The following is a 21737-nucleotide window of genomic DNA, read 5'->3' as shown; positions in this document are numbered from 1 at the left end:
CCCGCGCTGTGTTCGCCCGAGCTCCGCTGCACACATTGCGATCAGCCGTTCAGGCGCACCGCGGGCTCGGGTCGCCCTGCAATCCCGGCGGGGGCGCAATAGACGCGGCCCTGCGCGGCGTCGGGCGTCTCGATCCCTTCCTGAGCCGTGGTCACGAAGAGCGTCGTGAACTCCGCTCCGCCGAAAGCGGGACAGGAACTGTGCCGTCCGCCCACCGCGATCGCCCGGTCGAAGCGCCCGTCGGGCAGGTAGCGCGCCACGCGCCCTGCCCCCCATTGCGCGCTCCAGAGCGCGCCCTCGGCATCGGTCTGCGCGCCATCGGGATTCACGCCCTCCGCGCTCAGATCGACGAATATCTCCGGCGCACCCGCAGGCCAGCCCTGCGCATCGAGCGGGACGGTCATGATCTTTCCGGTCGGGGTGTCGGCGAAATAGGCGCGCCGGCCGTCCGGCGCGAAACAGATCGAATTGGGGATCGTAATCTCGGGAAAGAGCCGCTCCACCGTGCCCGCGAAATAGCGGTAGATCGCCCCCGCGCCGGTCTCCGCGTTTTTGCCCATCGTAGAGGCCCAGAAGCCCCCCATCGGATCGGCGCGGCCATCGTTGCAGCGGGTGGCGGTGCTGTCGGCATCGATCGCGGCGAGCGGCTCATGCGCGCCCGAAGCGATGTCGAAGCGGCGCAGCCCGGTCTCGGTCGAGATCACCAGCGTCTCGGCATCGACCCAGCCCGCGGCGGACGCCATCTGACCGAGCGCCCATTCGCGCGGCCCGGTCGCGTCGCGACTGAGAATCCGGCCCGCGAGGATATCGAACCAGAACAACTGGCTACGTTCGGGATGCCAGAACGGCCCCTCGCCAAGGAAACAGGCGCGGTCGTCGTAAATCTCGAAGCTCATGCCGTGCAGGCCTCGTCATAGCTGGCGACCAGCGCGCGGGCCTTCTCGGAAACGGTCTCCACGCTGTCGCCGGGTTTGTAGATCGACGAGCCGATGCCGTAGCCTGCCGCGCCCGCCTTGTGCCACTCGCGCATGTTCTCGGCCGAGACACCGCCCACCGCATAAAGCGGCACCTCGGGCGGCAGCACGGCGCGCATCGCCTTGAGACCAATCGGCCCGATCAGCTCGCCCGGAAACAGCTTGAGCCCATCCGCCCCAGCGGCAAGCGCCGCGAAGGCCTCTGTTGGGGTCATCACGCCAGGAAAGCTCTGCAGCCCGGCGGCTTTCGAGGCGGCGATCACCTCGGTGTTGCAATTGGGCGAGACGATCAGCTTCGCGCCGGTCGCGGCGACGGCGGCGACCTGATCGGTCGTCAGGACCGTCCCCGCCCCGATCAGCGCATCGGAGCCGAAGCGCTCCACCATCGCGGCGATACTGTCGAGCGGATCGGGCGAGTTCAGCGGCACCTCGATCCGGGTCACGCCCTCGGCGATCAGCGCCTCGCAGACGGGAAGGGCTTCAGCGGGGGTGATCCCGCGCAGGATGGCGATGATGGGTCGGCTCATGTGTCAGCTCCGATGGTCTGGCGCGCGGCATAGAGCCCCGCAAGGGTCACGTCTTCGGCGTCATGGCTGGCAGCTTGGATGCCGCAACCGGCCAGCGCCCGGGTATAAAGCGGGCTGAGAACAGGGCTTCCGATCAGCGCGACGGGCTGGCCCTGCCAGAGATCGCGCGTGGCGGACAGCTCCCAGCCGATCAGCAGCCCCGACAGGCGCGCGGCGGCGCTCTCGGGCGATTGCGCGCCCAGAAGCGCCCCGGCGCGCAGCGCGAACAGCGCGCCATAGGCTGCCGCCGGATCGGCCTGCGCCTCCGCCACCGCTGCGTCGAAAGCTGCCATGTCCTGACAGCCTTCCCCGATCGTGTGGCGCAGCACCGAGCGATGCGCGAGCAGGTCGTAGATCTCGCCGGTCATGCAACTGCGGAACCGCTCGATCCGGCCCGCGCGCAGGGCCACCCATTTCGTATGAGTGCCCGGCAGACAGATCGTGCCCTCGAAATCGGGCGTGCGCAGCAGAAAGCCCGCAATCTGGGTCTCCTCGCCGCGCATCACGTCGGGCGGGCTGTCCTGACGCAGGCCGCAAGCGATATAGACCGGGCGCGCCGCGTGATCGGGCACCCGCACGAGGCGCGGCTGGGCAGCGCAGGGCACCGGCGCGTAAGGCGCCTCGGCCCAGCCCTGACGCGAGCCGACCATGCCGCAGGTCACGACCGGGGCCGCGCCCCAGCCCGCGACGGCGTCTTCCAGCACCGGGCCGAACGCGGCGGGGGAGAGCTTGCCCATCCCCTGCTCCGAGCTCCGTCGGTCGAGCACCTCGCGCCCGCGCATCGCCCAGACACGCAGATGCGTCGTGCCCCAATCGGCGGCGATCCAGTCGGGAGCCGCGTCACTCATAGTCTTTCTCCTTCAATCACGTGAATGCGCTCGGGGAAGGTCCAGGGCAGGGTAAGCCCCTGCCCCATCAACGCTTGCCCGCTGAGCGTAATCGGTCCGGTCTTGAGCGCTGGCGTCCCACGCGACAACCGGGGCAGATCTTCCGCGGTGATCAACCGCAACCGGTAGCGCGCCGCCGGGTCCAACCCGGTCAGCCGCAGCGGGCGCGGCAGGATCTGCGCAGAGGTTGCCGCCTGACCTGCGAAGGCCACGAAACGGCTACCATCCTCGGCCAGCTGCAATTCGGCGATCACTGCCGGGTCGGCGCTGTCGAGCCGCAGGATATCCGCGCGCATCCGCCAGCCGCGATTGTCCTTCCACCAGCGGGTGACGGAGGTCAGCACCTCGGCCTCCTCCGCGGTCAACTCGCGTGGGTCCATCTCGAAACCCATATGGCGCTGCGCCGCGACCCAGACCCGGGTGCGAATGTCGATCACCCGGCCCGAGGTGTGGCAATGGCGCGGACCGACATGGGAGCCGGTGACGCAGCTCGGCAGGAACAGCGCCGCGTCATGCTGGATGCGCAGGCGTTCGAGAGCATCGTTGCTGTCCGAGAGCCAGACCCGGCCGGTGCGCTCGAGGATACCGAAATCGATCCGCCCCCCGCCCGAGGCGCAGCTTTCGAACTCCACGCCCGGATGGGCCGCGCGGAGCCGGTCGAGCAGATCGTAGAGGCCGCGCGCCTGCGCGGCATCGGGATGCGGCAGCACCCGGTTATGGTCCCATTTGACGTAAGAGATCGCATAGGCCGAGAGCACCGCGTCGATCGCCGCGAAAAGATGATCGCGCACCGCCGGGTTGGCCATGTCGAGCACGCGCTGCTGGCGGCCTTCGATCTGATCCTCCGGACCCAGCAGCCAGTCGGGATGGGCGCGCGCGAGGTCACTGTCGCGGTTGACCATCTCGGGCTCGAACCAGAGGCCGAATTCCATCCCGAGGCTTTGCACATGATCGACCAGCGGCGTCAGCCCATCGGGATATTTGCGCGGATCGACCGTCCAGTCGCCCAGCGAAGTGGTGTCGTCGTCACGCTTGCCGAACCAGCCATCGTCGAGCACGAAACGCTCCGCGCCAAGTGCTGCGGCGCGCCCCGCGATGGATTTCAACTCGGCCAGATCGTGGTCGAAATAGACCGCTTCCCAGCAGTTGTAATGCACCGGGCGCGCCTTGTCCCAAGGGGCGCGTTTGCGCAGATGGCGCTGGAAGGCGACCGCGCAGCCATTCGACCCCGCCTCCGAGAAGGCCGCATACAGCGTCGCGGTCTTGAAATGGGTGCCGGGCATGGGCTCGGAGCCGCTGGCGTGGCCGAACTGGATCTGGCGCCGCCCGTCGGGCAGTTCCTCGGCAACGATCCGGTGCCCGCCGGACCAGCCGTAGTGGAAGGCGCGGGTTTCGCCCTGGGTCTTGGTGGCACCGCGCGACGGCAGGATCAGCCCCGGAAAATGCTCGTGCCCGGTGCGACCGGTATGATTGTCACGCACGCGCTGGCCGGGACGCCACGGGGTCGGCTCGATCTGGAACTCACCGATCCAGCGGCCGGAAAATTCATGCATCTCGTCGGCCAGTTGCGGGCCGGGAAAAACCGGGGCGGCAAGCCAATGAAGCGTGATCGGCGCATCGCTCTCCAGCTCGGCCCGCGCTGCAATCAGTCCGGTGTCGGCGTCGAGCGCGAAGCTGGCCCTGTAGCTCACGCCCGACGCCGCATCGCGATAGACCAGCGTGAGCCGATCCTCGCGAAGCTCTTCCGACGCGAAGCGGAAGGCGGGCCGCAAAGGCCGCCCTGCCCCGTCGCGCGCGATCAGACCCGGCTCTCCGGGGAAGCTCTGGCTCGCCTCGGGGCAGATCGAGACCTCCGGCGCGCGGTCGAGCATCCCGCCGGTGACATCCGGCAGGCTCGCCGCGGCCAAGCCCGCAAGGTCTTCCCCCTCGGGCAGCGCCGCGCCCCAATAGACGATCTCGGGAAGCCGGTCGTCGTGACCCGCCAGAACGAGGCTCTGGCGGGCGTCTTGCAAATGCCATGTGCGGATCATTTCACCGCCCCGAGCGTCAGCCCTGCGATGAAGTGTTTCTGCATCAGGAAGAACATCGCCACTGGCGGCAGCGCGGCAAGGATCGAGCCCGCCGACACTAATTGCCACGCCGCGACCCATTGGCCGTTGAGCGATTGCAACCCGGCGGTGATCGGCTGGGTATCGGCTCCCGTGGTTAGCACCGTCGCCCAGAAATAGTCGTTCCAGATGAAGGTGAAGATCAGCACCGACAGCGCCGCGATCGCGGGCCGCACCAAGGGCAGCACGATATGCCAGAAGATCTGCCATTCGCCCACGCCCTCGACCCGGGCGGCCTCGATCAGCTCTTTCGGGAGCGCCTTGATGAAGTTGCGCATGAAGAGCGTGCAGAACCCGGTCTGGAAGGCGACATGGAACAGCGCGAGCCCCGTGATCGTGTCGTAAAGCCCCATCTTCACCGTCAGGTCGCGCACCGGCACCATCAAGATCTGGAAGGGCACGAAGTTCCCCGCCACGAAGATGAAGAAGATCAGCAGGTTGCCCTTGAACTTGTAGACCGCGAGCGCAAAGCCCGTGAGACACGACAGCGCCACCGCCCCGATCACCGTCGGGATCGTCACCTTGAATGAGTTCAGCATGTAGCTCGCAAAGGGCGAGTTCTTGAACACGTCGAGATAGTTCGAAAACGCCAGATAGGACGGTATGCCGAAGTAGTTGCCCTGCGCGAGATCGCTGGAGGGCCGGATCGACGTGACGGCGACGCCCAGAAGCGGCAGCAGCCAGACCACCAGCATCACCGGAAGGGCGATCTGATAGGTCAGCCGGGCGGCGGGGCTCATGGATTGAATGGGTTTGGGAAACATCTCACAGGCCCCTTTCGTCGCGCCACATCTTCCAGATGAAGCCCGAAATGAAGATCATCATGATCGCGAACAGCACCACCGCGATCGCCGCGCCGTAGCCCATGCGATAGCCGTATTCCGAAAGCGCCTGCTCATACATGTAGTAAGACAGCACCCGTGAGGAGCCGAAGGGCCCGCCATCGGTCATGATCGAGACGAGATCGAAGCTGCGCAGCGCCCCGATCACGGTGACGACAACCGCGATGAAGGTGGCCGGGCGCAGTTGCGGCAGCACGACATACCAGAGCATCTTGATGCCCTTCGCCCCGTCGAGACGCGCCGCCTCGATCTGGTCGGGCGCGACCGCGTTCAGACCGGTGAGATAGAGGATCATGCAATAGGCGATCTGCGGCCACAGACCGGCGGCGATGATCCCGTAGGTTACCGTGTTGGGGTTCGCGAGGATCGCAATCCCGGTCCCGTCGAGCCATTTCGTCAACTCGAAGAACAGCCCGAAGCCGGGCGCGTAGAACCACGAGAAGATCAGGCCGACCACGACCTGGCTGATCACGAATGGGAAGAAGAACAGCGATTTGTAGATCCGGATGCCGCGCACGGTCTGGTTCAGGAAAAGCGCGATGAACAGCCCGAACGGGATTGCCAGCATATAGAGCACCAGCCAGATCAGGTTGTTCTTGAGGCTGGTGTAGAAAGCGTCGTCATCGAGCAGCTCGAGATAGTTCGACAGCCCGACCCACGTCTTCGCGCTCAGCCCGTCCCATTGGAAGAACGAGATCCACATCGACTCGCCGATCGGGATCAGCACGTAGATCAGGAACATCAGCACGCCGGGGGCGAGAAACAGCCAGGGCGCAAGTTTTCGGTTCAACCGGCGGCGGCGCGGTGCGGGCATGCCGGTCTCCGCGCGCGGCTCGGACATAGCGGGTGAGACGGTCATCGTCGCACTCCTCGGATCTGGAAAAACAGGAAGGGGCGGCACCCTGCAACAGGCACCGCCCCTCGGGGAGGATCAGTTCTTGTAGACGCGCTGACGCACCTTCTCGAGGCGCTCGAGGATTGCGTCGAGATGGTCGGGATAAGCCATGAATTCCTGGAAGCCTTCCATGCCCGCCTTCGCCATCTGAGCCGGTGCGTCACGATCGAAGAACTGCGCGATGCCACCATCGGCCGTGGACAGGATCTTGAAGCCCGCCTGCAGATAGGGATCGTCGCCCACCGAAGAGTTCTTGTTGATCGGCAGCTGACCGAGCTCTTCGTTCATCTTGGTCTGCACATCGGCCTTCGCGACATAGGCGAGGAACTTCTTGGCGTCCGCTTTGTTCTTCGCGCCTGCCGGGATGTGGATCGTATCGGTCGGCGCTTCTTCGGCGCGCGGGATATCCGGGTTGATCGTCGGGAAGTCCATGAAGCCCAGCGTGTCATTGGTCATCCCGCCATCCTTGAAGGTGGCGACGGCGAAGTTGCCCATGACGTAGTTCGCGGCCTTGCCCTGCACGATGTTCGACACCGCATCCTGCCAGTCGATCGCGGCGACGTTCTTCGTGGTGTAGGGCAGAACCTTTTTCCACTCGGCGAAGACGGCCTTCACCCGGTCATCGGTCCACGGAATCTCGCCGCTGGTGAGCTTCATGTGGAAGTCGTAGCCGTTGGTGCGCAGGTCGAGATAGTCGAAGATCCCTGCTGCCGGCCACAGCGCCTTGGTGCCCGTGGTCAGACAGTCGACGCCCATCTCCTTGAACTTCTTGCAGTTCGAGATGAACTCGTCCCAGGTCTTGGGCACGTCTACCCCAGCCTTCTTGTAGACGTCTTTGTTATAGTAGATGCCCCACTGGTAGTAGGTATAGGGCACGCCCCATTGCTTGCCGTCGATGGTCATCGACTTGAGCGCGGAGCCGAGGCTGTCCTTGAGCCCGTTCTCCTCCCAGACATCGGACACATCGGTGAACTGCCCGGCATTGACGAAGGGCGCCATGCGGTTGCCCGCATACCAGTTCGCCAGATCGGGGCTGTCGGCGGTCAGGAAGTTGCGGATCGCGGTCTTGTAGCCCTCGTGATCGAAGGTGTTCACCTCGACCTTCACATCCGGATTTTCAGCCTCGAAGCCTTTCACGAGCTGTTCGAACGCGGCTTTCGGGGCCGGATCGGACGCGTCGGTGAAGAGCTTGAGCACGCGCTGCTCCGCCATCGCCGGAATGGCGATAGAGCCCATCAGCGCCACAAGCGCGGTGGTTTTCAGGATATTCATTCGGTTCTCCTCCCGTTTCAGTAGCCCACGGATCAATGATTTTAGTTCCAAATATTGAAACCGTGTTTTACATATTGAAATGCTGCCGCGAATCTCTCATCCTGTCAACAGCCCTGAGGAGGAGCCCATGAACGACGCCACGCCCAAGCCGGAGAAATCGGACGGCACGGTTGGACGCACGCTGGCCGTGCTCGACCGCGTTGCCGAATTCGGCCGCCCCGTGCGTTTCGCCGAGTTGCTGCCGGTCTGCGATCTGCCCAAGGCGACCCTGTATCGCTTCGTGCAGACGCTCACGAACCAGGGCATGCTCGCCTTCGACGAGGATCGTCAGACCTATCGGCCGGGTTTGCGCCTCGTGCGCCTTGCTCATGCCGCCTGGGCGCAAAGTTCGCTTGCGCCGATCGCAGCGCCCTACCTCGACCAACTGTCGAAGGAGACCGGTCAGACGCTGCACCTCGCGCAGCTCGATCAGGGCATGGTGCTCTATGTCGACAAGCGCAACGCCTCGCGCCCGGTCGAGATGTTCTCGCAATCGGGCAAGGTCGGTCCGGCCTATTGCACGGGCGTGGGCAAGGCGATGCTCGCCTATCTGCCGGAGGATGCGCTGCAGAATGCGCTGACGCGGCAGAGCTTTCATCGTTTCACGGAACACACCCTGACCGACGCGACGAGCCTGCGCGCCGAGCTGGAGAACATCCGCAAGCGCGGTTTTGCCTGGGATGACGAGGAGCACGAGCCCGGCATCCGCTGCATCGCCGCTCCGATCCTGTCGCCGCAGGGCCGCGTTCTGGGCGCGCTCTCGATCACCTCGGGCCAGCCCGACGGTCAAAAACAACTCGAAACCTATGCCCCGCTGATCCTCGAGACAGCGGAGAAGATCGCGAAAGCGGCCAGTGACTGGCGCTTTCCGGAACAGAAACGCGCCGACTGAACCCCGGCGCGTAAAAACAGGGAGGAGACCCCGTGAGCGGAGTCGCATTGGAGAAGATCGTCAAGAGATTTGGCGATGCGGAGGTGATCCACGGCGTCGATCTGACGGTCGACCCGGGGGAATTCTGTGTCTTCGTCGGGCCGTCCGGCTGTGGCAAGTCGACGCTTTTGCGGATGATCGCGGGGTTGGAGGAGACCTCGGACGGCGCAATCCGCATCGGCGGGCGCGAAGTCACGAAGGCCGAACCCGCCGAGCGCGGCATCGCGATGGTGTTTCAGACCTACGCGCTCTACCCGCATATGACGGTGGGCGAGAATATGGGCTTCGGGTTGAAGATGAACGGCCATCCAAAGGCCCAGATCAGCGACAAGGTTCAAGAAGCCGCGCGGATCCTGAAGCTCGAGCCGCTTCTGGACCGTAAGCCTGCCGCACTGTCTGGCGGTCAGCGCCAGCGTGTGGCCATCGGCCGCGCGATCACACGGGGCCCGGAGGTGTTCCTATTCGACGAACCGCTCTCGAACCTCGATGCCGAATTGCGCGTCGAGATGCGCGCCGAGATCGCGCGTCTGCACCGTGAGATCGGGGCAACGATGATCTACGTTACCCACGATCAGGTCGAAGCGATGACGATGGCCGACAAGATCGTCGTGCTGCGCGCGGGAAATATCGAACAGGTCGGAAGCCCGATGGAGCTTTACGACGATCCCGACAATCGCTTCGTCGCGGGCTTCATGGGCTCGCCTTCGATGAACTTCCTCGCCGCGACCGTGGTGGAGGGTCAGCTTGACGTGCCCGCCTTGGGGCAACGCGTCGACAGCCCCGTTGCCTTGCCCGCGAACGGCACGAAGCTGGAAATCGGAATCCGCCCCAACGCGCTGCGCTTGGGCGATACGGGCGACAATTTCACCATCGAGATGGCCGAGAACCTTGGCGGCGTCAGCTATGCGCATCTCGACGCGACCACTGGCGAGCGGGTGGTCGTGGAGACCGATCAACGCCTCCACGGCGCGGTCGGCGGCAAGACGGGGCTCAGCTTCGATCCGGCTTCGGTCTATGTGTTCGACACCAGCACGGGCGCACGGGTGCGCGGATGAGCCTTGCCATCGGCCTCGTGGGGCTGGGAGCGATTGCGCGCGCCCAGCACCTTCCCGCGATTGCGGAGACGGGCGGCGTGCATCTCGCCGCCATCGCGAGCCGCAATGCCACCCTGCCCGACCTGCCGAGCTATCCCGACCTCCGCGCGATGCTGGACGCCGAGCCTGAGATCGGCGCCGTCTCGCTCTGCACCCCGCCGCAGGGGCGGTTCGATCAGGCGATGGCAGTGCTGCGTGCGGGTCGTCACCTGATGCTCGAAAAGCCGCCCGGCATGACGTTGAGCGAGGTCGAGGCGCTGCGCGAGACCGCAGCCAAGGCGGGGCTGACGATCTTCGCGACCTGGCATTCGCGTGAGGCGGCAGCCGTGGACGCGGCGCGCCAATGGCTCGCCGGGCGCGAGATTTCTGAGATCCGGATCGACTGGCGCGAGGATGTACGCAAGTGGCATCCCGGGCAGGAGTGGATCTGGCAACCGGGCGGGCTCGGGGTCTTCGATCCCGGCATCAACGCGCTCTCGATCCTGACCTGCATCCTGCGCCAGCCGGTGCGGCTGACAGCGGCGGCGCTGAGCATCCCGCAAGGCCGCCAGACTCCGATCGCCGCTGATCTGGAGATGCGCGCGGGCGAGACCCCGATCTCCGCAGCCTTCGACTGGCGGGAAACCGGCGACGAGCTGTGGCGCATCACCCTTCAGACCGAACGCGGCACAGCCATGCTCGACAAGGGCGGCGCTGAGTTCAGCGTCGATGGCGAGGTGATCGCCACGGGCGAGAACCGCGAATACGCCAATCTCTACGCCCGGATGCGCGATCTGGTGCGCGCCGGCCAAAGCGATCTCGACCTCGCACCAATGCGGCTTGTCGCAGACGCCTTCATCAATGCACGTTTCGCGATCACCGATCCTTTCGACGCCTGATCGCGCCCACTAACCCTGAGGACCGTCATGAAAATTACCGCCATCGAAACCTTCATCGTGCCGCCGCGCTGGTGTTTCGTGAAAATCTCCACCGACGAGGGCATCTCCGGCTGGGGCGAGCCGGTGCTGGAGGGCCGTGCGGCCTCTGTCGCCGCCTGCGTCGAGGAACTGTCGGACTACCTGATCGGCAAGGACCCCGGCCATATTCAGGACCACTGGACGGTGATGTATCGCGGTGGCTTCTATCGCGGCGGCGGCATCCATATGTCGGCGATCGCGGGGCTCGATCAGGCACTGTGGGACATCAAGGGCAAGGCGCTAGGCGTACCCGTTCACGCGCTTCTGGGCGGCCAGCAGCGCGACCGCATCCGGGTCTATAGCTGGATCGGCGGCGACCGGCCCGGCGACACCGCGCGAATGGCGCGCGAGTGCGGCGACCGGGGCTTTACGGCGGTCAAGATGAACGGCACCGAGGAGCTGCAATTCATCGACTCCCACGACAAGATCGACGCCGTGCTGGCGCGCGTGCAGGCGATCCGCGAGGAGATGGGCCCCGATTTCGGCATCGGCGTCGACTTCCACGGTCGCGTCCATCGCCCGATGGCCAAGCAGCTCGCGAAAGAACTCGAGCCCTTCAACCTGATGTTCATCGAGGAGCCGGTGCTGAGCGAGAATGCCGAGGCGCTGCGCGAGATCGCCAACCATTGCTCCACCCCGATCGCACTGGGCGAGCGGCTCTATACCCGCTGGGATTTCAAATCGATCCTGCAGGGCGGCTACGTCGATATCGTCCAGCCCGACCCCAGCCATTCCGGCGGCATCACCGAGACCTACCGGATCGCGGCGATGGCCGAGGCGCATGATGTGGCTTTGGCGCTGCATTGCCCGCTGGGGCCGATCGCGCTGGCGGCGAACCTGCAGCTCGATGCGGTCTGCTACAACGCCTTCATTCAGGAACAGTCGCTGGGCATCCATTACAACAAGGGCTCGGACCTGCTCGATTATCTGAGCAACCCGTCGGTCTTCGAATATGACGACGGCTTCGTTGCGATCCCGCAGGGCCCCGGCCTCGGCGTCGAGGTCAACGAAGAGAAAGTCCGTCAGGCGGCTGCCGAGGGGCACCGCTGGCGCAACCCGATCTGGCGCCATGCCGATGGCAGCTTCGCGGAGTGGTAAGCATGAGAGAGATCAGCAAACTGAACGAAGGCTGGAGTTTCGCGGAAGGCTTCGACGCGGCGAAGGTCGCGGAGCCGCTGCAGGGCGAGACTGTCACCCTGCCCCATAATGCCGCCGACCTGCCAATGAGCTATTTCGACGAAGCCGCGTTCCAGCGCCCCTTCACTTATCAGCGCGAGATCACGTGGGACGATGCGTGGGCGGGCAAGCTGGTGCGGCTGCGGTTCGATGGGGCGATGGCCGATGCCGTGGTCTATGTGAACGGCTCGGAAGTGCTGCGGCACCGCGATGGCTACACGCCCTTCACCGTCGATCTGACGGACCGGTTCGAGGGCGGCAAGGCGCTGGTGACGGTGCATATCGACGGCTCGGAAAACCCCGAGATTCCGCCCTTCGGTGGCCGCATCGACTACCTCACCTATGCCGGGATCTATCGCGACGCGTGGCTCGAGGTGCTGCCGGAGGCCCATATCGCAAGCGTGAAGATCGAGACGCCCGACGTGCTGGCCGAGACCAAGCGCGTTCTGGTCAAGCTCGACGCGCCGGGCACGGTGGAGGCGGTTCTGTCGGACGCCGAGGGTCACGAGATCGCGCGCGGCGAGGGCACAGGCGAGATCACCTTGGAGGGCCTCAGCGGCATCACGCTCTGGTCGGTCGAGACGCCCGCGCTCTACACGCTGACGCTGATCCTGATTGAGAGCGGCGACCGCCTCACCCAGCGGTTCGGCTTCCGTCATGCGGAGTTCACGCCCGAGGGGTTCTTCCTCAACGGCAAACGCGTGGTCCTGCGCGGCCTCAACCGACACCAGAGCTTCCCCTATTCGGGCTATGCCCAGGGCAAGCGCAGTCAGGAGCGCGACGCGGAAATCCTGCGCTACGATCTGGGCTGCAACATCGCGCGCACCTCGCATTACCCGCAAAGCCCCTATTTCCTCGACCGCTGCGACGAGATCGGCCTCATGGTCTTCGAGGAAATCCCCGGTTGGCAGCATATCGGCGGCGATGTCTGGCAGGACGAGTCCGTCGCCAATGTCGAGCGGATGATCCGGCGCGACTGGAACCACCCCTCGATCATCATCTGGGGCGTTCGGATCAACGAGAGCCCCGATGCGGAAGCGTTCTACAAACGCACCAATGCCCTCGCGCATGAGCTGGATGCGACGCGCCCGACCGGCGGCGTGCGCTGCATCACCGACAGCCAGCTCTTGGAAGACGTCTACACGATGAACGATTTCATCCTTGGCGATTTCGAACTGCCCTTCTCGAACCGCCCGCGCACGAGCTTGCGCGACCAGCAGGAGGTGACGGGGCTGCCCAAGCGCGTGCCTTATCTGGTGACCGAATATAACGGGCACATGTATCCGACCAAGGCGGGCGACCCCGAGCATCGCCAGCACGAGCATGTGCTGCGTCATCTCGACGTGCTCAACGCCGCCCATGATCCCGATGTCGGGCTTGCGGGCTGCATCGGCTGGTGCATGTTCGACTACAACACCCACAAGGATTTCGGCGCGGGCGACCGGATCTGCCATCACGGCGTGATGTCGATCTTCCGCGAGCCGAAATTCGCGGCCTATGCCTATTCCAGCCAGCGCGATCCCGACGAGGCGATCGTGATGGAGCCGGTCACCGTCTGGTCGCGCGGCGAGCGCAATATCGGCGGGGTGATCCCGCTGATCGTGCTGACGAACTGCGACGAGGTGGAGCTGTCCTACGCCGATGTGGTCAAGCGCGTCGGGCCTGATCGCACCCGCTTCCCGCATCTGCCGCACGCGCCAGTTATCATCGATTACGACCATTTCACCCCCGACGAGGTGACCGCCTGGGGCGAGAGCTGGCATGCGGGTCGGCTGCGCGGCTATCGCAACGGCGAGTTGGTGATCGAGCGCGACTTCCCCGCCGATGCGATGTTCGACCGGCTCGAAGTGGCGCCCGATGTCACCGAGGCCGAGGCCGATCCGAGCGAGGAAATCCGCGTGATGATCCGCGCGCGCGATCAGGCGGGCAACAAGCTGCATTTCCTCAACGAGCCCGTTCACCTCACCGTCGAAGGCCCGGCTAAGCTGATCGGCTCCGACTGTCCGGTGCTCGCCGACGGCGCGACCGGTTGCTGGATTCGCCTGACGGGGACCCGCGGCACGATCAAGGTGACCGCGCGGCTTCGTGAGACGGTCGAGACAATCGAGATCACGGTGAAATAAGCGGCAAAGGCAACGGCGCTCGATCAAGGCCATGGGGCGCCCCGTTCGCGACATGACATGTCGTTGAACGGGCGCTCGCTTCGGCCGGTTCGAACCCGTCGGGGGCGCATGAAGCCAGCGCTCGGATTCCGCTGACAAAATGCCAATGCATAATTTTACATTATATGTCTTATTACAATTTCCAAATTTTTATTTATCGCACTGCCTGCTATGAGCATCGGGCAAGGTAGGGACCCACGTGCCGTAGCCCCTATTCGGACAAGCTGCGGCATGTCAGACTTTAACCGGTCTCCCCGATCAACCCCGTGCTCAGCAGGAGGAAGCACAGATGGACGGAAATGACGTGAACACGGGCGGCAAGTGCCCGGTGATGCATGGCGGCAATACCGAACTTGGCTCGAACGTGATGAATTGGTGGCCGCAGGCGCTCAATCTCGACATCCTGCACCAGCATGACACCAAGACGGACCCGCTGGGGCGAAGCTTCGACTATGCCGAAGAGGTCGAGAAACTCGACTACGACGCGCTGAAAGCCGATCTGCACGCGCTGCTGACCGAAAGTCAGGAGTGGTGGCCGGCTGACTGGGGCCATTACGGCGGGCTGATGATCCGTCTCGCTTGGCACTCGGCGGGCTCCTATCGTCTCGCGGACGGGCGCGGCGGCGCGGGCACCGGCAATATCCGCTTCGCCCCGCTCAACTCGTGGCCCGACAATGCGAGCCTCGACAAGGCCCGTCGTCTGCTCTGGCCGCTGAAGAAGAAATACGGCAACCGGCTCAGCTGGGCGGATCTGATCATCCTCGCTGGCACCGTCGCCTATGAAAGCATGGGTCTGAAGACCTTCGGCTTCGCGTTCGGGCGCGAGGACATCTGGCATCCCGAGAAGGACACCTATTGGGGTGCCGAGAAAGAATGGCTCGCGCCGTCGGACGAGCGTTACGCCAATGTCGACAAGCCCGACACGATGGAAAACCCGCTCGCCGCCGTGCAGATGGGCCTGATCTACGTGAACCCCGAGGGCGTCAACGGCCAGCCCGATCCGATGAAGACCGCGGCGCAGGTCCGTGAGACCTTCGCGCGTATGGCGATGAATGACGAGGAAACCGCCGCGCTGACCGCAGGCGGCCACACCGTCGGCAAATGCCACGGCAATGGCGACGCGTCGGCGCTCGGCGCGGAACCTGAAGCGGCCGATGTCGAGCAGCAGGGTCTCGGCTGGTTCAACCCGAACCTAAAGGGGCAAGCGAGCAACTCGATCACGGGCGGTCCGGAAGGCGCGTGGACGACGAACCCGCTCGAATTCGACATGGGCTATTTCGAGATGCTCTTCGGCCATGAATGGGAAGTCACCCAGAGCCCCGCTGGCGCGAAACAGTGGAAGCCGGTGGACATCGCCGAAAAGGACATGCCGCTCGACACTTCGGACCCGAGCCAGCGCCGGATGCCGATGATGACCGATGCCGACATGGCGATGAAGGTCGACCCGATCTACAACGAGATCTGCCAGAAATTCATGGCCGATCCGGAGTATTTCAAGGAGACCTTCGCCCGCGCCTGGTTCAAGCTGACCCACCGCGACATGGGTCCGAAGGTCCGCTACAAGGGCCCGTGGGTGCCCTCGGAAGATCTGGTCTGGCAAGACCCGGTCCCCGCTGGGTCGACCGCTTGGGACGTCGAGTCTGTGAAGGCGAAGATCGCTGCCTCGGACCTGTCGGTGGCCGAGCTGGTCTCGACCGCCTGGGACAGCGCGCGCACCTATCGCGGCTCGGACATGCGCGGCGGCGCCAATGGCGCGCGCATCCGTCTCGCCCCGCAGAAAGACTGGGAAGGCAACGAGCCCGCCCGTCTGCAAAAGGTGCTCTCGGTGCTCGAGCCGATCGCGGCGGAAGCAGGTGCCTCGGTGGCCGACGTGATCGTGCTGGCGGGCAATGTTGGCGTCGAGAAGGCGATCAAGGCCGCCGGTCATGACGCGACGGTGCCCTTCGCGCCGGGTCGTGGCGACGCGAGTGACGAGATAACCGATGCCGACAGCTTCAACGTGCTCGAACCGCTCGCCGACGGCTTCCGCAACTGGCTCAAGAAGGACTACATCGTCTCGCCCGAGGAGATGCTTCTGGATCGTGCCCAGCTGATGGGGCTGACCGCGCATGAAATGACCGTCCTGATCGGCGGCATGCGGGCGATCGGCACAAACTATGGCGGGACCAAGCACGGCGTCTTCACCGACCGCGAAGGCCAGCTGACGACTGACTTCTTCGTCAACCTGACCGATATGGGCTATAGCTGGCATCCGGTGGGCGACGGGTCTTACGAGATCCGCGACCGCAAGACCGGCGCGGTGAAGTGGACCGCGAGCCGCGTCGATCTGGTCTTCGGCTCGAACGCGATCCTGCGCGCCTATGCCGAGGTCTATGCCCAGGACGATGCGAACGAGAAGTTCGTGGAGGACTTCGTAGCCGCTTGGACCAAGGTGATGAACGCCGATCGCTTCGATCTGGCCTGATCGCCGTTTTCAAAGCCTGATGCGCCCCTCGCAGGATGACCTGCGGGGGGCGTTTTCGTTTGGGGCAGGAGAAAGCCCACTCCAAGTTCAGACCGCTGCCCGGGGCGACCAGCCCCGGGCAGCGCCCGACCTCCCCCCCGGGAGGGCGCCGCCCTTCTTTCAAAGCCGCTCGTGCTGCCCGGGCCGCTGACGCGGCTGATCCGGGCGGGGCACCACTATTCAGCCTTACAGCGCCGCCGTCGTCACATAGCGCAGCGCGCGGGCCACCTGCTCGGGCGTGCGCGCGACCGCATTGGCCGCCGCATCGACCTCCTTGAGCGCATGATCGTGCTCGGGCGGCTGAAGCACGATGATCGGCTTACCGAGCGCCGCCGCATAACCCGCATCAAAAGCCGCGTTCCACTGCTTGTATTTCTCGCCGAAACACACGACGAGCACGTCGCAGCGCTCGATCCCGGTGCGGATGCGGATCGCGTTGAGCGACGCGCCCTTGCGGTCATGCCAGAACTTGTCCTCTTCCGCGCCGAAGATCTCGACCCCGCAATCATCCGAGGCCCCGTGATCGGTCACAGGACCGGACCATTCGATCTCGAGCCCCTCGCAGGCCGATTTCACTGCCTCGCGCCAATCGGTGTGAATTTCGCCGGCCAGATAGACATTCAGTTTCATCGCATCCTCTTTTCGCTGTCGCGTGGGGCCCCAGTTCGGGCAGCATAGCTTTTCCGGCGCGATCCTTGAGGATCGGGACCAGCTTGGCAACCTCTCCGGTCGTCCAGCCCCCTCCGATCCGCTCCCCATGCGCTTGATCCGGCAGCACGCATAGCGACATGTCATTGACGCCGGTCAGTGCGCAAAATCGGCCACCTGATTTGCTGTGAAGTGTTCGAAATCCTGGGAGGAGGAGAAAGCAATGAACGGTGTGGTGATTTCAAGCATGGCAGCACTCCTGCTGCTGACAACAAGCGCTCTTGCGCAGGAGGATGCCGGTCGCGAGGAATACATGGTCGCCTGCGCTGGATGTCATGGCGAGTCAGCGAAAGGGAATGGCCCGCTGGCAGGGCTGCTGGATATTCAGACACCCGACCTCACGAGCCTTGCGGCGAAGAAGGGCAACGGCGAATTTCCGTTCGACTACGCGCTTCGGATGATAGATGGGCGAAACGAGATGCGGGCGCATGGCAGCAAGATGCCGGTCTGGGGGGACCGTTACGCGGCCTCGGCGACCAGCGAGCGCGGAGAAACGGCGGACATGGTGGCCCGGGGGCGCATCCTGTCTCTCATCTATTATCTGGCCTCGATACAGCAGTAGCGCCCCGGCGCAGATGGTGTTGGGCCTCGGCATCTGTGCCGGAACTTTGATCGACGGGCGCGCGGCCGGTCGCTACCGCTTTGGCGCGATGAAGATGGCGGCCTTCAAACTCGCCAACGCCCTCGGCATGGCGGCGGGCGGGCGGAAGGAGTTGATGATCATTGACGGTGCCGATCACGTCGACCTCTACGGCCAGACGGGCATCATTCCCGTCGACAAGCTGCAGAGCGTCTTCGAAGGCCAGCTGGCCTGATCACACACGAGGCAGGAAGCCGGGCCTCGCGTCCGGCTTCTTGACGTCCGTGGGCATGCCAGACGAAACCCGCGATGTGGCTTAGTCCACATCAATCGGCCGAACAGCATGGAGGGCGCGACCCTTCGGGTGGAAATCCATCCTCCGCAGGGTGAACATGCCGCAGCTTCTCGGGGTTTCGGACAATCCATATTGCTTTGATCTTTCCGGAATGAACCGCGAAGGCCGTGGTTTGCAGGACGCCATTTTCCCGCACCACATATCCTGTTGCTCCGTTGATCAACTGCGGTCTCGGTACAGGCCCAGACGTCAGCTTGCCCTTCCGGGCCAAGCCTTCGAAGAAGCGCGCGGCGTTCCGGCTCCCTCTCAGCACGTTGATCGCCGCCGGAACCTTGCCGCCGCCATCCGTATGCACCTCGATATCTTCAGCGAAGATTTCCAGCAGCCGATCCATGTCGCCCTCGCGGCTCGCAGCCCAGAATGCCGCGACAAGCGGGTGGGTCTCCTCCGCCCGTTCCGGCGTGCTCTGATCGGCACCGGCAAGCTTGCGTCTTGCCCGCGAAACCAGCTGCCGACAATTTGCGGAAGACTGGCCGACGACCGCCGAGATATCTTCGAAACTGTAATCGAACCCGTCGCGAAGAATGAACGCCGCGCGCATCTCGGGCGATAGTCGATCGAGCGTGAGCAGGAGTGCGATCCCCACATCTTCGGTCAGGATCCAATCGCTTTCGGCATCCGCCGCATGGTCGGTGACAATCGGCTCGGGCAGCCACGCCCCCACATAGGTTTCCCGCCTCTTCTGCGCCGATCGCAGATGGTCGAGACAAAGGCGCGTGACGACGGTCGAAAGCCATTGCGCCGGACGTTCGATGCCGGAGAGACCGACGCTTTGCAGTTTGAGCGCCGCGTCCTGAAGGATGTCTTCCGTCTCCGAGACTGAGCCGGTCATTCGATAGGCGAGCCCCGCCAAGCGGCGGCGCTCCCTTTCGAAAACCTGCTGTGTCTCAGGCAGCTGCATGATCGCGCTCTGTGATCTTGTGGGTAGACCGGAATCCGATCGCGAAACGGTTCCACGCGTTAATCAACGTAACAGCGAAAGTCAGGTCCACGCATTCGCGCTCCGTGAAAACATTTCTGAGACGCTGGAAGACTTCCTCCGAGGCGCCCTGTTGTTCGATCCTTGTCAGGGCTTCGGCCCAATCGAGTGCGGCGCATTCGCGTTCGTCAAACGCAGGGCTTTCACGCCAGGCCGCCAGCACATCGAGCTTTTGCTGCGACACACCCGCATCCCGCGCGGCAGGCGCATGCATATCGAGGCAATAAGCGCATCCGTTGATTTGCGACACGCGCATCTTGATAAGCTCCCGCAGCATGAGCGAGATCGAAAGCTCCTTCGTCGCGTCCTCGGCTGCCCTCATGGCCTTCATCGTCTCGGGGGCTGCTTCGTAGTAGTTCATTCGGGGCGTCATCGGCATCTCCTTTGGTTATATACCAGAAGACGAGACAGCCCCCCACTTTGTGACAGGCGGAAAGAAAATCTCTCTGTTCAGGTCGCCGGGTCTGGAGCCTAAGGGGACCTACGCCTTTTCGCCAAAGCCATGCGCCGGAAAGGACGAACTCGGTCGAAGCTTTGGTCGCGCGGGGCATTTTAACGTAGATGCAATTCGCGGCGGCTTGTTCGGGCGAGCACCCGCGAATTTCAAACGTCGCGCTGCACTTCTTCAAGCACCTCGGCCAGAACTGACACGGCCAGCAGCCGCGGATCGCGCGCGGATTGGATCAGCCCGATCGGCCCATGAACCCGCGCGCGCGTCGCCGCGTCGATACCGCGAGCCTGCAAACCTTCCTGCCGCCGGTTTTGCGTGCGCACGCTGCCTTGTGCCCCGATGTAGAACGCAGGGGTTGCGAGCGCCGCCTCGAGAATGTCCAGTTCCCAATCGTGGTCGTGAAACAGAAGGATCACCGCCGTGCGCGCGTCGATGGCCACGTCCGAGGGGATCGCGCTTCGGTCCAACTTGCGCACCGTGCAGCCTGCACCTTCAGCATTGGCGAAAGTGGCATCTTCGGGCGTGAGCAAAAGATGCGGCGCGCCGGTGGCCCGCACCAGATCGGCGAAGAACACCGCCTCAGCGCCGGCACCGAAGATCACGAAGCGCGGCTCGGGGCGAAAGGCGATACGCAGTTCTCCCGGCGCGTCGGGGGTCTCGTCTTCCTGCATCAAACGCAAGCCACCCGAGGCGCTCAGTCCCAAGGCCGCCTCCGCGCGGCGCGCCCGCCTTGCCGCAAGCTCGCGAAGCAAGGAACGGTCCGGCGCGGGGATCACCGTAACCTCGAGCGCGCCGCCGCAGGGCAGCTTCAGATCGAAAAAGGGCGAACCGGCCCCATAGCGCAGCTTGCGCACCTGCCCGTCGGCCAGCGCCGCGCGCGCATGTTCGACCACGTCTTCCTCGATACAGCCTGAACTGAGCGCTCCGAAGCGCCGACCGTCCGGCAAGATCGCCATCGCGGTGCCGACATTGCGATAGGCCGGACCTTCGATGGCAGAGATCACCGCGATCGCGCCGGGTACGTCGGACCTTGCCAATTCGAACCACGGATCTTGCGCAGCGGGATGGGTCACGGCTGGCCCCTCAATCGTTCGACCCGGCCAGCGCGCGATGCGCGACCTCGACGAAGAATTGCACGCCCAGCGGCAGGATGGAGTCGTTGAAATCGTAATGCGGGCTGTGCAGGTTGCGCCCGCCCTCCGCCGATCCGTTGCCGATCCAGCCGTAAGCGCCGGGCACCTTCTCCAGCAGGAAGGCGAAATCCTCGCTCGCCATGCTGGGTGCGTAATCGACCTGCACCGCGTCGCGGCCCACGATGGCCTCGGCGGCGCGGCGTGCCGTTTCGGCGGCCTCGGCATCGTTGATCGTGGCCGGGTAGCGGCGCTGATAGATCAGCTCGGCCTTGGCATGAAATGCCTCGGCGATCATTTCGGCGCGGCGCGTCATCTCGGCCTGAACGAAATCGCGCGTCGCGGGGCGCAGGGTGCGCACGGTGCCGTGCAGGGTCACTTCGTCGGGGATCACATTGAGCGTGTGGCCCGCATGGATCTGCGTGACCGAGATCACCGTCGCATCGGTCGGATCCACCGCGCGGCTGACGATGGTTTGCCAGGCCATCTGCAGCTGAGCCGCCAGCGTGATCGGGTCGATCCCCTCATGCGGCATCGCGCCATGCGAGCCCTTGCCCTTCACCTTGAGTTCGAACGTGTCGAATGCGGCCATGACGGGGCCCGCGCGCATCGCGATCTTGCCCGCCTCGAGCCCCGGCCAGTTATGCAGCGCAAAGGTGCTGTCGAGCGGGAACTGGTCGAGCAACCCATCCTCGATCATCACCCGCGCGCCGCCTTCGTTTTCCTCGGCGGGCTGGAAGATGAACACGACCGTGCCCGGCCCCGGCGGATCGGCCGCCATTGCCTGCGCGGCGCCCAGAAGCATCGTGGTGTGACCGTCATGGCCACAGGCATGCATCTTGCCGGGGATCTCGGAGGCATAACCCGCGCCGGTCAGTTCGGAGATCGGCAGCGCGTCGATATCGGCGCGCAGGCCGACCGTCGGCCCCTCGCCATTGCGCAGAACGCCGATCACCCCGGTCCCGGCCAGCCCCTCGTGGACCTCAAGTCCGAAAGCACGCAACTCAGCCGCGATGAAGGCGGCGGTCTCGTGTTCCTCGAAAGCCAGTTCGGGGCTGCGATGCAGCGCATGCCGCCATTCAACCAACTGGTCTTCCATCGCCTTGATCGCCGGGGTGATGTTCATCGC

General features: G+C 64.6%; 20 protein-coding genes. 8 read left to right on the top strand and 12 right to left on the bottom strand.

The window, feature by feature from the left end; all coding sequences use genetic code 11:
• Window positions 1–41: 41 nt before the first annotated feature.
• The 7 genes from BMI88_RS02640 to BMI88_RS02610 form a co-directional block, all read right to left on the bottom strand.
• Window positions 42–896, bottom strand: a complete 855-nt coding sequence (locus tag BMI88_RS02640) for an SMP-30/gluconolactonase/LRE family protein (RefSeq protein ID WP_078545776.1) — start codon at window positions 894–896, stop codon at window positions 42–44.
• A complete protein-coding gene (locus BMI88_RS02635; protein ID WP_078545774.1) occupies window positions 893–1501 on the bottom strand; it encodes a 2-dehydro-3-deoxy-6-phosphogalactonate aldolase in 609 nt (202 codons plus the stop codon). Before BMI88_RS02635 ends, BMI88_RS02640 begins: the two co-directional genes overlap by 4 nt.
• Window positions 1498–2388 (bottom strand): 2-dehydro-3-deoxygalactonokinase, encoded by an 891-nt coding sequence (locus tag BMI88_RS02630; protein WP_078545772.1) that lies wholly within the window; start codon window positions 2386–2388, stop codon window positions 1498–1500. The genes BMI88_RS02635 and BMI88_RS02630 overlap by 4 nt, the downstream gene beginning before the upstream one ends.
• On the bottom strand, window positions 2385–4457 hold the full coding sequence (locus BMI88_RS02625; protein WP_078545770.1) for an alpha-galactosidase: 2073 nt from the start codon (window positions 4455–4457) through the stop codon (window positions 2385–2387). Before BMI88_RS02625 ends, BMI88_RS02630 begins: the two co-directional genes overlap by 4 nt.
• Complete coding sequence (locus tag BMI88_RS02620; protein ID WP_078519897.1) at window positions 4454–5299, bottom strand: carbohydrate ABC transporter permease; 846 nt, start codon at window positions 5297–5299, stop codon at window positions 4454–4456. The genes BMI88_RS02625 and BMI88_RS02620 overlap by 4 nt, the downstream gene beginning before the upstream one ends.
• 1 nt (window position 5300) lies before the next feature.
• On the bottom strand, window positions 5301–6191 hold the full coding sequence (locus BMI88_RS02615; RefSeq protein ID WP_078520040.1) for a sugar ABC transporter permease: 891 nt from the start codon (window positions 6189–6191) through the stop codon (window positions 5301–5303).
• A 117-nt stretch (window positions 6192–6308) separates the two neighbouring features.
• On the bottom strand, window positions 6309–7544 hold the full coding sequence (locus BMI88_RS02610) for an extracellular solute-binding protein (protein ID WP_078545768.1): 1236 nt from the start codon (window positions 7542–7544) through the stop codon (window positions 6309–6311).
• Between the two features lie 127 nt (window positions 7545–7671).
• Here BMI88_RS02610 and BMI88_RS02605 point away from each other — a divergent pair, with 127 nt between their 5' ends.
• The 6 genes from BMI88_RS02605 to katG all read left to right on the top strand — a co-directional run bounded on the left by BMI88_RS02605 (window position 7672) and on the right by katG (window position 16366).
• Window positions 7672–8475, top strand: coding sequence for an IclR family transcriptional regulator (locus tag BMI88_RS02605; protein WP_078545766.1), 804 nt, complete (start codon window positions 7672–7674; stop codon window positions 8473–8475).
• A 32-nt stretch (window positions 8476–8507) separates the two neighbouring features.
• Complete coding sequence (locus BMI88_RS02600) at window positions 8508–9569, top strand: ABC transporter ATP-binding protein (protein WP_078545764.1); 1062 nt, start codon at window positions 8508–8510, stop codon at window positions 9567–9569.
• On the top strand, window positions 9566–10486 hold the full coding sequence (locus tag BMI88_RS02595; RefSeq protein ID WP_078545761.1) for a Gfo/Idh/MocA family oxidoreductase: 921 nt from the start codon (window positions 9566–9568) through the stop codon (window positions 10484–10486). The genes BMI88_RS02600 and BMI88_RS02595 overlap by 4 nt, the downstream gene beginning before the upstream one ends.
• Window positions 10487–10513: 27 nt before the next feature.
• Window positions 10514–11662 carry a galactonate dehydratase gene (gene dgoD, locus BMI88_RS02590; RefSeq protein WP_078545760.1) on the top strand — a complete coding sequence of 383 codons (1149 nt, stop codon included), beginning with the start codon at window positions 10514–10516 and terminating at the stop codon, window positions 11660–11662.
• 2 nt (window positions 11663–11664) lie between these two features.
• Window positions 11665–13863: a glycoside hydrolase family 2 TIM barrel-domain containing protein gene (locus BMI88_RS02585; RefSeq protein ID WP_078545757.1), complete on the top strand. Its 2199-nt coding sequence runs from the start codon at window positions 11665–11667 to the stop codon at window positions 13861–13863.
• Between the two features lie 328 nt (window positions 13864–14191).
• Window positions 14192–16366: a catalase/peroxidase HPI gene (gene katG, locus BMI88_RS02580; RefSeq protein ID WP_078545755.1), complete on the top strand. Its 2175-nt coding sequence runs from the start codon at window positions 14192–14194 to the stop codon at window positions 16364–16366.
• A 225-nt stretch (window positions 16367–16591) separates the two neighbouring features.
• Here the strand turns inward: katG and BMI88_RS02575 are convergent, their stop codons facing one another.
• Window positions 16592–17035, bottom strand: a complete 444-nt coding sequence (locus BMI88_RS02575) for a YtoQ family protein (protein ID WP_078519905.1) — start codon at window positions 17033–17035, stop codon at window positions 16592–16594.
• A gap of 241 nt (window positions 17036–17276) precedes the next feature.
• On the opposite strand from BMI88_RS02575, the gene BMI88_RS02570 reads away from it, so the two are divergent.
• The gene (locus tag BMI88_RS02570; RefSeq protein WP_246831808.1) at window positions 17277–17675 is read left to right on the top strand and encodes a c-type cytochrome; all 399 of its coding nucleotides are present in this window, start codon (window positions 17277–17279) and stop codon (window positions 17673–17675) included.
• A 13-nt stretch (window positions 17676–17688) separates the two neighbouring features.
• Entirely contained in the window at window positions 17689–17928 is a 240-nt protein-coding gene (locus BMI88_RS02565; RefSeq protein WP_078545752.1) for a hypothetical protein, read from the top strand.
• A 91-nt stretch (window positions 17929–18019) separates the two neighbouring features.
• Here BMI88_RS02565 and sigJ read toward each other — a convergent pair whose 3' ends face one another.
• From sigJ to BMI88_RS02545, 4 genes are all read right to left on the bottom strand, one after another.
• A complete protein-coding gene (gene sigJ, locus BMI88_RS02560; RefSeq protein ID WP_078545750.1) occupies window positions 18020–18949 on the bottom strand; it encodes an RNA polymerase sigma factor SigJ in 930 nt (309 codons plus the stop codon).
• Window positions 18936–19388: a carboxymuconolactone decarboxylase family protein gene (locus BMI88_RS02555; protein ID WP_210401995.1), complete on the bottom strand. Its 453-nt coding sequence runs from the start codon at window positions 19386–19388 to the stop codon at window positions 18936–18938. Before BMI88_RS02555 ends, sigJ begins: the two co-directional genes overlap by 14 nt.
• 242 nt (window positions 19389–19630) lie before the next feature.
• Window positions 19631–20551, bottom strand: a complete 921-nt coding sequence (locus tag BMI88_RS02550) for an XdhC family protein (protein WP_168173929.1) — start codon at window positions 20549–20551, stop codon at window positions 19631–19633.
• 10 nt (window positions 20552–20561) lie between these two features.
• Window positions 20562–21734 carry a M20 aminoacylase family protein gene (locus tag BMI88_RS02545; RefSeq protein WP_078545743.1) on the bottom strand — a complete coding sequence of 391 codons (1173 nt, stop codon included), beginning with the start codon at window positions 21732–21734 and terminating at the stop codon, window positions 20562–20564.
• Window positions 21735–21737: the final 3 nt, after the last annotated feature.

Source organism: Thioclava sp. F36-6 (assembly GCF_002020305.1).
In the GTDB taxonomy this organism is placed as follows: Bacteria; Pseudomonadota; Alphaproteobacteria; order Rhodobacterales; family Rhodobacteraceae; genus Thioclava; species Thioclava sediminum.
Note: the sequence above shows the minus strand (reverse complement) of the source record. Positions and strands in the feature narration are given on the sequence as shown.